Annotated in this window: 12 protein-coding genes; 11 read left to right on the forward strand and 1 reads right to left on the reverse strand. The window is 46.4% G+C overall.

Annotated elements, in window-relative coordinates; genetic code table 11:
* The first annotated feature begins 119 nt into the window (after positions 1-119).
* The 9 genes from spoIIIJ (at position 120) to BHE18_RS02160 (ending at position 10,260) form a co-directional block, all read left to right on the forward strand.
* Positions 120-905: a YidC family membrane integrase SpoIIIJ gene (gene spoIIIJ, locus BHE18_RS02120; RefSeq protein WP_071617054.1), complete on the forward strand. Its 786-nt coding sequence runs from the start codon at positions 120-122 to the stop codon at positions 903-905.
* A complete protein-coding gene (gene jag, locus BHE18_RS02125) occupies positions 902-1,519 on the forward strand; it encodes an RNA-binding cell elongation regulator Jag/EloR (protein WP_071617055.1) in 618 nt (205 codons plus the stop codon). Before spoIIIJ ends, jag begins: the two co-directional genes overlap by 4 nt.
* Positions 1,520-2,313: 794 nt before the next feature.
* Entirely contained in the window at positions 2,314-3,699 is a 1,386-nt protein-coding gene (gene mnmE / locus BHE18_RS02130) for a tRNA uridine-5-carboxymethylaminomethyl(34) synthesis GTPase MnmE (RefSeq protein WP_071617056.1), read from the forward strand.
* A 53-nt stretch (positions 3,700-3,752) separates the two neighbouring features.
* The gene (mnmG, locus tag BHE18_RS02135; RefSeq protein WP_071617057.1) at positions 3,753-5,645 is read left to right on the forward strand and encodes a tRNA uridine-5-carboxymethylaminomethyl(34) synthesis enzyme MnmG; all 1,893 of its coding nucleotides are present in this window, start codon (positions 3,753-3,755) and stop codon (positions 5,643-5,645) included.
* 19 nt (positions 5,646-5,664) lie between these two features.
* Positions 5,665-6,381: a 16S rRNA (guanine(527)-N(7))-methyltransferase RsmG gene (gene rsmG, locus BHE18_RS02140; RefSeq protein ID WP_071617058.1), complete on the forward strand. Its 717-nt coding sequence runs from the start codon at positions 5,665-5,667 to the stop codon at positions 6,379-6,381.
* Between the two features lie 149 nt (positions 6,382-6,530).
* A complete protein-coding gene (noc, locus tag BHE18_RS02145; RefSeq protein WP_071617059.1) occupies positions 6,531-7,397 on the forward strand; it encodes a nucleoid occlusion protein in 867 nt (288 codons plus the stop codon).
* Between the two features lie 454 nt (positions 7,398-7,851).
* Positions 7,852-8,613: a ParA family protein gene (locus BHE18_RS02150; RefSeq protein WP_071617060.1), complete on the forward strand. Its 762-nt coding sequence runs from the start codon at positions 7,852-7,854 to the stop codon at positions 8,611-8,613.
* Positions 8,606-9,454 carry a ParB/RepB/Spo0J family partition protein gene (locus BHE18_RS02155; RefSeq protein WP_071617061.1) on the forward strand — a complete coding sequence of 283 codons (849 nt, stop codon included), beginning with the start codon at positions 8,606-8,608 and terminating at the stop codon, positions 9,452-9,454. The genes BHE18_RS02150 and BHE18_RS02155 overlap by 8 nt, the downstream gene beginning before the upstream one ends.
* Positions 9,455-9,546: 92 nt before the next feature.
* The gene (locus BHE18_RS02160) at positions 9,547-10,260 is read left to right on the forward strand and encodes a DUF554 domain-containing protein (protein ID WP_071617062.1); all 714 of its coding nucleotides are present in this window, start codon (positions 9,547-9,549) and stop codon (positions 10,258-10,260) included.
* A gap of 171 nt (positions 10,261-10,431) precedes the next feature.
* On the opposite strand, the gene yyaC is transcribed toward BHE18_RS02160, so the two are convergent.
* Entirely contained in the window at positions 10,432-11,049 is a 618-nt protein-coding gene (gene yyaC / locus BHE18_RS02165; protein ID WP_071617063.1) for a spore protease YyaC, read from the reverse strand.
* Between the two features lie 210 nt (positions 11,050-11,259).
* On the opposite strand from yyaC, the gene BHE18_RS02170 reads away from it, so the two are divergent.
* The gene (locus tag BHE18_RS02170) at positions 11,260-12,189 is read left to right on the forward strand and encodes a mechanosensitive ion channel family protein (RefSeq protein WP_071617064.1); all 930 of its coding nucleotides are present in this window, start codon (positions 11,260-11,262) and stop codon (positions 12,187-12,189) included.
* Positions 12,189-12,386: a DUF951 domain-containing protein gene (locus tag BHE18_RS02175; protein ID WP_071617065.1), complete on the forward strand. Its 198-nt coding sequence runs from the start codon at positions 12,189-12,191 to the stop codon at positions 12,384-12,386. Before BHE18_RS02170 ends, BHE18_RS02175 begins: the two co-directional genes overlap by 1 nt.
* The last annotated feature ends 113 nt before the right edge of the window (positions 12,387-12,499 follow it).

The raw sequence follows: 12,499 nt of genomic DNA on the forward strand, positions 1-12,499 counted from the left end.
GGATAGTTTGTCTGATAAGTTTTTTCCCAGAGGACTATAATGGGTGCACGGATAGGCAATTTGATGGAAACGAATTGTGCAGTACTTGCAGAAACATATCAGTTGGGAGGAAATCAAGGGTGAAAAAGAAGATTATAGCCCTCATGGCAATCATTGGGCTAATGACTGTTTTATCAGGCTGTACCGAATATAACCAGCCTATCACACCTGAAAGTTCAGGTTTTTGGAATGAATATATCGTATGGCCATTATCACAATTAATCACGATGGTTGCGGATTGGTTCAACGGTTCTTACGGACTGGCGATCATCATCGTCACGCTGATCATTCGTTTTGCAATTCTGCCATTAATGATCAAACAAACGAAAAATTCCAAAGCAATGCAGGCATTGCAGCCTGAAATGAAAAAGCTTCGTGAAAAATACAGTTCAAAAGATGCACAGACTCAACAAAAGCTTCAACAGGAAACAATGGCATTATTCCAGACACACGGAGTCAATCCATTGGCGGGTTGTTTCCCGTTGATTGTTCAAATGCCGATCCTGATCGGATTTTATCATGCAATTGTTCGTACGAGAGAAATTGCCGAGCATAATTTCTTATGGTTCGACCTAGGTGAACGGGATATCATCCTTGCAGTAGTTGCAGGTATTACAACGTTCATCCAGCAAAAATTGATGATGGCGGGTACAGCGGATCAAAATCCTCAAATGGCGATGATGCTTTACATCATGCCTGTGATGATCGTGATCTTTGCGATCAACTTCCCGTCAGCACTTTCCCTGTACTGGGTAATCGGTAATATCTTCATGATCGTTCAAACCTACTTCATTAAAGGTCCGGATATCAGGGAAGTACAAGCTGCGAAAGCAAAAGCCGGTGGTTCGGGAGGAAAGAAAAAGTGAGAGAAGTGAAAGCGACTGGTCAAACGGTGGAAGAAGCCATTGAATCAGCCTTGTCTCAACTGAACATCACCAAAGAACAAGCAGAAATCGAAGTGTTAGACCAAGGTAAAAAAAGTCTGTTTGGACTGTTCGGAGGCAGACCCGCAGCCGTCCAGGTTAGAAAAGCAATCGATCCAGTGGACACGGCGAAAGAATTCTTGCTGTCTGTTGCCCGCGAGATGGGAGTGGAAGCTTCCGTCGAGGTACATGTAAATGGAAGAGACGTCGAATTCCGTTTATCTGGTGAAAAGATGGCCCTTCTGATTGGGAAAAGAGGACAAACTTTAAATGCGCTTCAACATTTGACCCAATTGGCAGCGAACAAGGAATCCGATCAGTTTTTGACCATCCTCTTGGATGCTGAAAACTATCGGGAGCGCCGCCGCCAGACCCTGACGAACTTGGCAGAAAGGCTTGCGGACAAAGCATTGCGCACGAACCGCGCCGTTTCACTTGAACCGATGCCTTCCTATGAAAGAAAAGTGATTCACAGCGCATTGGTGAATGCTAAAAAAGTGGACACCTATTCAGAAGGCCGGGAACCAAACCGATATATCGTGATTACGCCTAAATAAATTGTGAGAGACGATTCCTTATTTGAGGGGTCGTCTTTTTTTGCCGTTCGATTGTTGGTTATGGCTGGATTTTGGCATGGTTGGCATCAGGAGATGGGGCCAGGGACTGGTGGCGGTTCGGTTGTTGGTATTTGTCGCAGCTGGTAGAGAAAAGCGGTGGCGAAATTTGTCGTTTTTTAGTTGGTGTCGTGGCTGAAACCGGGGTGTGAGGCGTTTTGATAAAAAAATCATATTTTTGATAATAAATCCTCTGTTTTTGATAATATAATTGGATTTTTGATAATAAACCCTTTGTTTTTGATAATATAATCATCGTCTAGACCGTAGACTCGGTCAAAAAAGCTTTTAAGACTGGAAATTTGCCTCGTTTTTTAACCCGAACCAGAAAAAACAGCCGTTCACTGAAGTTTTTCATCTTTTAAGATTAAAAAAGCCCTTCTCCATTCACACTCCGAACGCAGATTAAATCGAAACCGAGCAACGAACCACAACTGTAATCCCGCAGCCGGATTCAGTGCCACACCAAAATCCACCCTCCTCCGAAATTGGAATTTCCACCTCACCCGCCCTGTGGATATCGCTTTTTGACCCGCTTTATTGTTATTCACATGTGGATAAGTTAAAATAATAGAGATGAGATGTAATGATCTGTGGATAACGTGACGGCAAGGGAAATTAGTTTCTTTTGTATTAAATAGGTTTGTGATATTCTAATAATTTGGGGAAACTTTGCTCTCTGAATTTCATTCGTTTATATAGATTCAAAACCAACATTTAAAAGAGAGGTGATAAGAATGGAACTGGATACAATTGCAGCCATCTCGACACCGATGGGGGAAGGTGCGATCGCCATTGTGAGATTGAGCGGGGATGAGGCCTTTGACATCGGAGCGAAAGTGTTCCGAGGTATGAAGGGGACGACCATGAAGGAGTTTGCCACCCACACGATTCATTACGGCCATATCATCGATCCGGACACGGATAAGGTGGTGGAAGAAGTGATGGTCTCTGTGATGAGGGGGCCGAAAACCTTCACCCGTGAAGACATCATCGAAATCAACTGCCACGGCGGATTGGTTTCGGTCAACAAAGTGCTTCAGCTTGTATTGAAGCATGGAGCGCGGTTGGCCGAGCCTGGTGAATTTACGAAGCGCGCATTCTTGAATGGCCGCATCGACTTGTCCCAGGCAGAAGCGGTCATGGACTTGATTCGCGCGAAAACGGACCGGGCGATGAACGTGGCACTGAATCAGATGGAGGGACGCCTTTCCAATCTGATCCGGAAACTTCGTCAGGAGATCTTAGAGACCCTGGCCCACGTCGAAGTGAACATCGACTATCCCGAATATGACGATGTCGAAGAAATGACACATACCGTTCTTCTTGAAAAATCAAGACATGTACGGGACGAAATTGATAAATTGATACGGACATCCGAACAGGGGAAAATCCTTCGCGAGGGGCTTTCTACTGTCATCATCGGACGTCCGAATGTCGGGAAATCTTCTTTATTGAACAGCCTTGTTCATGAAAATAAAGCGATCGTCACCGACATTCCGGGGACGACCCGCGATGTAATAGAGGAATATGTAAATGTACGCGGGGTGCCGCTCCGTCTTGTCGATACTGCGGGGATCCGGGAAACGGAGGACATCGTCGAGCGGATCGGTGTCGAACGTTCGAGACAGGTTTTGAAAGAAGCAGACCTGATCCTTCTCGTCCTCAATTATGCAGATGAACTGACGCATGAGGATGAACAGCTTTTTGAAGCGGTGAAAGGGATGGACGTCATCGTCATCGTGAATAAGACGGACCTTCCGAAAGAGATCGACCTGGACCGTGTCCGTGGACTGGCGAAGGAACATCCGCTGGTGACCACTGCTCTTCTTGAAGAAGAAGGAATCGATGAACTGGAAGAAGCGATTTCCTCGCTTTTCTTTGCAGGATCCATCGAAGCGGGGGATATCACATATGTATCGAACAGCCGGCACATCGCCTTATTGAATCAGGCATCGCAGGCAATAAACGAAGCCATCAACAGTGTAGAAATGGGAACACCGATCGATATCGCGCAAATTGATTTGACAAGGACATGGGAGCTGTTGGGTGAAATCATTGGCGACAGTGTCAATGAAAGCCTGATCGACCAGCTGTTCTCTCAATTCTGCCTCGGAAAATAAATAAACTATTAGGGTGGGCAGTCGGCTCACCCGCAAGGAGGAAAAAATAAACCATGCAATATGACGCAGGACAATATGATGTCATTGTCATTGGTGCTGGACATGCCGGTGTCGAAGCTGGACTTGCTTCAGCCCGGATGGGAGCGAAAACGTTAATGGTGACCATCAATCTGGATATGGTTGCCTTCATGCCGTGCAACCCTTCTGTCGGAGGTCCGGCAAAGGGGATCGTCGTTCGTGAAATCGACGCGCTCGGCGGAGAGATGGGGCGAAATATCGATAAAACGCATATACAGATGCGGATGTTGAATACAGGGAAAGGTCCGGCTGTCCGCGCACTCAGGGCGCAGGCGGATAAATTCCTCTATCAGCATGAGATGAAGCGCACGCTTGAAAACGAACCGAATATGACCCTTCTGCAAGGAATGGTCGAAGAATTGATCGTCGAAGACGGTGAGTGTAAAGGTGTCGTGACCATGACCGGCGCTGCATACCGTGCGAAAACGGTCGTCATCACGACCGGAACATTCCTTCGCGGTGAAATCATCCTCGGGGATCTTAAATACTCCAGCGGCCCGAATAATCAGCAGCCTTCAATCCGTTTGGCAGATCATCTCAGGGAGCTTGGATTCGATACAGTCCGTTTCAAGACGGGTACGCCTCCGCGCGTGAACTCATCATCAATCGATTATTCGAAAACGGAAATCCAGCCCGGTGATGATGTACCGCGTGCGTTCAGTTATGAAACGACGAAATATATCACTGATCAGCTGCCTTGCTGGCTGACGTACACAAATGAAGAAACTCATAAATTAATCGACGAGAATCTACATCGTTCTCCGATGTATTCAGGTATGATCAAAGGGACAGGCCCTCGTTACTGTCCGTCTATCGAAGATAAAGTGGTCCGCTTCCACGACAAGCCTCGTCACCAGATCTTTCTTGAACCTGAAGGAAGAAACACGCAGGAAGTATATGTACAGGGTTTATCAACGAGCCTTCCTGAAGACGTGCAGCAGAAAATCCTTTCCACGATCCCGGGTCTTGAAAAGGTGCAGATGATGCGTGCAGGCTACGCGATCGAGTACGATTCAATCGTGCCGACTCAATTATGGCCGACGCTTGAAACGAAAAAGATCAAGAATCTTTATACTGCAGGTCAGATCAACGGTACTTCCGGATACGAAGAAGCTGCCGGACAAGGTCTGATGGCCGGCATCAATGCTGCCTGCCGTGCCCTGGATAAAGATGAAGTCATCCTCAGCCGTTCCGATGCCTATATCGGCGTATTGATCGATGACCTTGTGACCAAAGGGACAAATGAGCCTTACCGCTTATTGACTTCCCGTGCTGAATACCGATTATTATTACGTCATGACAACGCAGATCTGCGCCTGACGGATATCGGAAAGCGCATCGGCTTGATTTCCGATGAAAGATACGGACGATTCACGGAAAAGAAAGAAGCGATCAATGCCGAGAAAGAGCGTCTGGAAAGCATCCGGATCAAGCCAGTCGAAGAGACGCAGGCTGTCATCCGTGAAGCCGGGGGCAGTGAATTGAAGGACGGCATCCTTGCAGCCGATCTATTGAAGCGTCCAGAAATGAATTACAGCCACATCAAACGCCTTGTCCCTAGCGAGGTTGAACTTTCAGCGGATGTTGAAGAACAGGTTGAAATCCAGGTGAAATACGAAGGATATATCGAAAAATCCCTTCAGCAAGTCGATAAGCTGAAAAAGATGGAAAACAAAAAAATCCCTGAAAAAATTGATTATGAAGCAATCAGCGGACTGGCATCAGAAGCAAGGCAGAAACTGATCGAAGTACGTCCGCTTTCCCTGGCGCAGGCTTCTAGGATTTCAGGAGTCAATCCTGCCGATATTTCGATTCTGCTTGTGTATATCGAACAAGGGAAAATCGCGAAGGTTTCAGGCGATCAATAGGCAAAGGAAGGGTAATTGAATGAATATAGACCAGTTTCAATCCAGCCTGGAGGAGAAGGGGATATCCCTTTCTCCCGGGCAATTAGATCAATTCGAACGTTACTATGAAATCCTTGTCGAGTGGAATGAAAAGATGAATCTCACGGCCATCACGGACAAGGAAGAAGTGTATTTGAAACACTTCTATGATTCAATCAGTGCAGTATTCTATATCGACTTCTCCGATGTGGAATCCGTATGCGATGTGGGAGCGGGTGCAGGGTTTCCGAGCATCCCCTTGAAAATCTGCTTCCCCCACCTGCATATCACGATTGTCGACTCATTGAATAAGCGGATCTCGTTCCTTAATCACTTATCTAATGAGCTGGGACTCGAGAATACCAACTTTTTTCACGACCGGGCAGAGACCTTCGGGAAAAAGAAGGAGCACCGAGAATCCTATGATGTCGTGACGGCAAGGGCGGTTGCGAGAATGTCCGTACTGAGCGAACTGTGTCTGCCGCTCGTCAAAAAAGGCGGGTTATTCGTGGCAATGAAGGCTGCCAGTGCCGGTGAAGAATTGAACATAGGGAAAAAAGCGATTGCGACGCTTGGCGGCCAGACGGAAAAAGTCTTTTCATTTGTCCTTCCAGAAGAAGAAAGCGAACGTAATATCGTGAAAATAAACAAAGTGAAAGAAACACCTAATAAGTACCCGAGAAAACCGGGAACGCCGAATAAATTACCGTTGGAATAAGACCGGTCCCCATAGTGGTTCTGCTCTTATAGGAAAAATGGTATGCTTAAACTGTAATGATCCTGAGTGAATATGTCTAGAAGAGGCAGGAATTTGTCATATTTTAGAGAATCATAATATAGGGAGTTTCTTAAAGGTGGTGTAGGAAGATGAAGCATCCTTTCTCTCGTTTTTTTGGTCTGGGTGAAAAAGAGCAAGATGTTGAATCTGAAGAATCAAGTGTAGTGGAAGTGGAAGACCGCGATGAGGTGAAGAAGATCCCCGTCGCACAAATCGTTCCCAATCGCTTTCAACCAAGAACCGTTTTTAATGATGAAAAAATAGAAGAGCTGTCAAGAACCATCCACACGCATGGAATCATACAGCCAATCGTCGTCAGGCAGGCGGATGACGAACAATACGAAATCATCGCTGGGGAACGCCGGTACAGGGCTGTTCAAAAGCTTGGCTGGGAAACCGTCCCGGCCATCGTCAAAAACCTCAGTGATACCGAAACGGCTTCAGTCGCTTTAATCGAAAACCTGCAAAGGGAAGAGCTTTCCCCGATTGAAGAAGCAATCGCCTACGGTAAATTGCTGGAGCTGCACAATCTGACTCAGGAAGCACTTGCTCAGCGCTTAGGAAAAGGACAGTCAACAGTGGCAAACAAGCTTCGTCTCCTAAAGCTTCCAGAAGAAATTCATCATGCTTTATTGGATAAGAAAATTACGGAACGCCATGCGCGTGCATTGATTCCATTGAAAAAACCCGAGAAGCAGATCCAGCTCCTCGGCGAAATCATCGAGAAGAACCTGAATGTCAAGCAGACAGAGGACCGGGTCGTTAAGATGCTGGAAGGCTCCACCCCGAAACCAAAGCCGAAACGCAAGGCATTCTCGAAGGATATGCGTATAGCTGTCAATACAATCCGTCAGTCTCTCTCCATGGTGTCCGACAGCGGCATCAACCTCAACGCCGAGGAAGAAGAGCACGACGAATTCTATCAATTTACCATCCGCATTCCCAAAAAGAAATAGATTCATAAAAAGCAAGAAACAGAGATTTGTGTTTCTTGCTTTTTTATTTGAACACATTTTAGTGGAATTGTAATTTAGTTCTATTATTGCCTCTGTTGGTTTCCGTGGAAGACTTCGCTTTCCGCGGGTGACCCGTGAGCCTGCTCGGTCGTACCTCCCCGCGGAAAGCAAGTGCCTGCAGCGGAAAGGAACGTTCCATGATAAACCCTTCACACTCGAAGGTGACCAGACGATATATTTTCAATCCTACAGAATAATTTCCTTGGAAATACGACAATTTACAACAGGATTCTCCTTCCCTTTATAAAAGAATTGCTCTTTTCCAATTATTGAAAAAGAAGCTTTCGATATTTTCAAAAAAGAATCAGACATTTCTCTGCGAATTTTGATAGAATAGAAGAATACTGTGAAGAAAAAACGCCCAATCTAGGACGTCAAAAGGTAGGTGACAACCTTGGGAAGAATAATAGCGGTGACCAACCAGAAAGGCGGCGTGGGAAAAACGACCACCTCCGTTAATTTGGGAGCATGCCTTGCATACATAGGACAAAAAGTCCTGCTTGTAGATATCGATCCCCAAGGAAATGCCACGAGTGGTGTTGGAGTGGAAAAAGGCGATGTGCATCAATGCATTTATGATGTGCTGGTGGATGATGTCGACGTTAGGGAAACAATCAAACAATCAAAAGTCGAAAATCTTTCCATCGTACCTGCTACCATTTCATTGGCAGGGGCGGAAATTGAACTCGTCCCGACCATTTCTCGTGAAGTTCGATTAAAGAAAGCATTAGAAAAAGTCAAAGATGATTTTGACTATATTATTATTGACTGCCCTCCGTCTTTGGGTCTCTTGACAATCAATGCGCTGACAGCTTCTGATGCTGTCGTCATCCCTGTTCAATGTGAGTATTATGCCCTCGAAGGGTTGAGTCAGCTCTTGAGTACTGTCCGCCTCGTGCAAAAACACCTCAATCATGATCTGATGATTGACGGGGTGCTGCTGACCATGCTTGATGCCCGGACAAACCTGGGCATTCAAGTCATCGAAGAGGTGAAGAAGTACTTTCAAGATAAAGTGTACCGCACAATCATCCCTCGTAATGTCCGTTTGAGTGAAGCACCGAGTCACGGCGAACCGATCATTATTTATGATGCGAAGTCCAGGGGAGCGGAAGTTTATTTAGAACTGGCAAAGGAAGTGGTGACGAATGGCTAAAGGTTTAGGAAAGGGGATCAACGCCCTCTTTCAAAACGTACAAACGACTCAAAGTGAAGAAACCGTTCAAGAGGTAAAGCTGAAAGATATACGGCCGAATCCTTATCAGCCACGCAAGATTTTTGAGCCTGCTGCAATCGAGGAATTAAAGGAATCGATTTTGGAGCACGGAATCTTGCAGCCGATCATTGTCAGGAAATCAATCAAAGGATACGAAATCGTAGTCGGTGAAAGACGTTACCGCGCAGCGACAGCTGCGAAATTGGACGTTGTACCTGTTGTCGTCCGGGAACTGAACGATCAGCAGATGATGGAGCTGGCCGTACTCGAGAACCTTCAGCGGGAGGATTTGACCCCGATAGAAGAAGGGGCAGCATATCAGATGCTTATGGATAAGCTTAAGATCACGCAGGAAGAAGTGGCGAAACGCCTCGGGAAAAGCCGTCCCCATATAGCAAATCACATCAGGCTTCTCTCCCTGCCTGCGCCCATTCAGGAATTGATTTCCGAAGGGAAACTAACGATGGGCCACGGACGTGCACTGCTTGGTTTGAAGAATAAAAAGAACCTGTCCGCACTGGTGAACCGCATCCTGAAAGAATCACTGAACGTCCGGCAGCTTGAGAAGCTTATAGGTGAGATGAACGGGAATGTTTCACGTGAAACAAAGCCTCCGGAGAAGAAAGAGGATGTCTTCATCAAAGAACAGGAATCCATGCTCCGGGAGCGTTTCGGTACTACGGTAACGATCAAGCAATCCAAGAAGAAGGGAAAAATTGAACTCGAATTCTTCTCGCAGGAAGATTTGAACCGGATTTTGGAACTGCTGCAGGATAAATAAGTTGTCATGACAAGAGAAAGGACTGGCCTTCAGAAATTGGAGGCCGGTCCTCTTCCCTTTTACTATTTCTATTTTGATTGAGGGGAACGCATATGGTGCTTTTAGGAACGATCGTGAACGGAATTTGTATTATCATCGGAACACTGCTTGGGGTTTTTCTACACCGGATTCCTGAGAACATGAAAGGAACGGTGATGAAAGCGATCGGTCTGGCCGTCGTGGTCCTTGGCCTGCAGATGGGCCTCAAAAGTGAGAACTTCCTCATAGTCATCATCAGTCTTGCACTCGGTGCTGCCTGGGGGGAGTGGATGAACCTGGAGGACAAGCTGAATGCTGTCGGCACCTGGCTTGAAAAAAAGATGGGCAGCAAGAAAGAAACTTCCATTTCACAAGGCTTCGTGACCGCCACGCTGATTTTTGTGATCGGTGCGATGGCCGTCATCGGTGCGTTGGACAGCGGGATAAGGGGAGATCATGATGTCCTCTATACAAAGTCGATCATCGATGGATTCACGTCGTTGATTTTGACGACCACTCTTGGAATCGGGGTCATGTTTTCAGCCGTCCCCGTCGTTCTGTATCAGGGGCTGATCGCTTTATTTGCCACTCAGATTCATCAATGGGTCCCTCAGGGACTTATGGATACATACATTGTTGAAATGACTTCGACCGGGGGAATCATGATTTTTGCCATCGGCTTGAACCTGATCGGGATCACCAAGATCCGTGTAGCCAACCTGCTGCCTGGAATCATCGTGGTCGCCCTTGTCGTCGGAGTGATGCATGCTTATCAATTATACTTTTAATAAAAAAAAACGGGAGGCACCGTACGCCTCCCGTTTTTATTGTCCAGCTGCGGCGGCTAGGAGCTCGAGTTCACAAGCTAAACTTACCAAAAAGGCAAAGAGCGCCTTTCCGATAAGTTCGTCTTATGCTTGTCGTCTCTGGTCTCTGGGCGAGCCGCCTCCGCTTTTTGATTAATGCAATTCTTCCCGCCAATTCTCGATGCTGATCGCATTTCTTCTCTCGATGATTTCTTCAGCCAGCACGATAGCTTCCACCATTGTCTTTGCCATCTTCATCACAAGATTCAACCGTGTATTCTGAAGGACAAAGAATTCCATAAATCCACTCACATTCACAATTCCGGTCAAATGTACATTCCCGACTTCGGGCAGTTCTTTATTGACTCCTGCACCCGGCTTCAACGGACCGTCACACAATTGGATGGCGCCCACGCTTTTCAGTCTTCCGAGACAGGCATCGATGCCAATGATGAATGGATTTACGTACTTTGACTTGATTTCCCGCAGCTTTTCTTCCAAGTTAACGGCATGGATGGGGTCATCCAGCGTACCGTATACATGAAAAATTCCCATTCCCTGCTCGGATAATAACGTTCCTGCCAACGGCCCCAGTGAATCCCCGGTCGAGCGGTCGGTGCCGATACACACAAACACGATCGGACGTGTCCGGTATAGGATGGGAAGGATGGATGCCAATTGAACGGAAAGATCCCTTGCCGCGTGTTCATCTTGATGATACACCCTGAAGGGCTCGACTTTCCGTTCGAATAATCCTTTTTTAAGATTCATGACTTCCACTCCTTTGATTGGTAGGTTTCCGGGAAAGAGTTTTTAACAGTATACGGTCGATATTGTTTTTTCATACATAAAGGAGGATGATTTTTCATAAAATAAAAAATTTCGTCTAAATTTGAAAGTATAGGTTAGAACTACCCAAGGTTCGGGAAACTTGATAGAATATAACGTAACTTATTACTGAAAAGCAGGTGATTCATATATATGGCAGCCACTACTACTGATGATGTTAAAAAGACAGTTGATGAAACAGTGGATAAAATAATCGACAATGATCTATGGGTCATGCTTGGTACAAATGCGATAAAAATTATCGCGATCATGCTGATTACATATATCGCGTTGAAGCTCGGCCGGACAGCGATCCGGAATGTATTCAGGGTGCGTTCAAAGGCTCCGCTCAAGTTCTCGGAGCGTCGCGAGGCCACTTTGCTGAAGTTATTGGAGAATGTATTGACCTATGTGGTTTACTTCATCAGTCTGATGACGATCCTTTCGACTTTGGGCATCGATATTAAAGGATTGATCGCCGGTGCCGGGATCGTCGGCCTTGCCATCGGTTTCGGTGCGCAAAACCTTGTTCGTGATATCATCACCGGTTTCTTCATCATCTTTGAAGACCAATTCTCCGTAGGTGATTATGTCAGGGTTGGTTCAGCCGAAGGAACGGTTGAAGAAATAGGCCTTCGTACGACGAAGATCAAAAGCTGGACAGGCGAACTTCATATTTTCCCGAACGGAAATATCACGGAAGTCACGAACTTCTCCATCCATAACAGTATTGCTGTCGTGGATGTCAGTATTGCCTATGAGGAAAACATAGATGAAGCGGAGAAAGTCATTCAGGACCTTCTTGTCACCCTTCCGCAGAAATATGAAGACCTTGTGAATCCTCCGGAACTGCTGGGCGTCCAGACACTGGGCGCTTCCGATGTAGTGATTCGGATCGTGGCTGAAACTGTGCCGATGAGACACTGGTATATTGCCAGGATGATGAGGAAAGATGTGAAAGCCGTTCTCGATAAACATGGTATTGAAATTCCGTTCCCTAGAATGGTCATGTACTCAAGGAACGAGGATTTCCATGCACAGCCATATCATGATAAAAAAAGACTTGGACAGGAGGAAGGCTGATGGAGCAAAAGACGTTTCAATTGAACGATGTAGTGGAGATGAAAAAGCCCCACCCTTGCGGAGTCAATCGCTGGAAAGTGATCCGTCTCGGAATGGACATCCGCATCAAATGCGAAGGCTGCGGCCACAGCGTCATGATCCCACGCAGGGATTTTACGAAAAAAATGAAAAAAGTACTGGAAAGTGACCAGGATTGATTACTCTTTTCATACCCCTAACCGCTTGCGCTTAATCCTCTTGCCGCAAGGGTTCGGCACACTATGAAAATATTCAGGACACCTGCCGTTTTCGAACGGGCGGGTGTCTTTTT

The organism is Rossellomorea aquimaris (assembly GCF_001877785.1).
GTDB classification, from domain to species: Bacteria; Bacillota; Bacilli; order Bacillales; family Bacillaceae_B; genus Rossellomorea; species Rossellomorea aquimaris_A.

Coding starts and splice junctions, on each gene's coding strand:
- rsmG (WP_071617058.1), top strand. CDS start 5,665: ATGAATATAGACCAGTTTCAATCCAGCCTGGAGGAGAAGGGGATATCC.
- BHE18_RS02175 (WP_071617065.1), top strand. CDS start 12,189: ATGGAGCAAAAGACGTTTCAATTGAACGATGTAGTGGAGATGAAAAAG.
- mnmE (WP_071617056.1), top strand. CDS start 2,314: ATGGAACTGGATACAATTGCAGCCATCTCGACACCGATGGGGGAAGGT.
- mnmG (WP_071617057.1), top strand. CDS start 3,753: ATGCAATATGACGCAGGACAATATGATGTCATTGTCATTGGTGCTGGA.
- BHE18_RS02155 (WP_071617061.1), top strand. CDS start 8,606: ATGGCTAAAGGTTTAGGAAAGGGGATCAACGCCCTCTTTCAAAACGTA.
- BHE18_RS02160 (WP_071617062.1), top strand. CDS start 9,547: ATGGTGCTTTTAGGAACGATCGTGAACGGAATTTGTATTATCATCGGA.
- yyaC (WP_071617063.1), bottom strand. CDS start 11,049: ATGAATCTTAAAAAAGGATTATTCGAACGGAAAGTCGAGCCCTTCAGG.
- BHE18_RS02170 (WP_071617064.1), top strand. CDS start 11,260: ATGGCAGCCACTACTACTGATGATGTTAAAAAGACAGTTGATGAAACA.
- noc (WP_071617059.1), top strand. CDS start 6,531: ATGAAGCATCCTTTCTCTCGTTTTTTTGGTCTGGGTGAAAAAGAGCAA.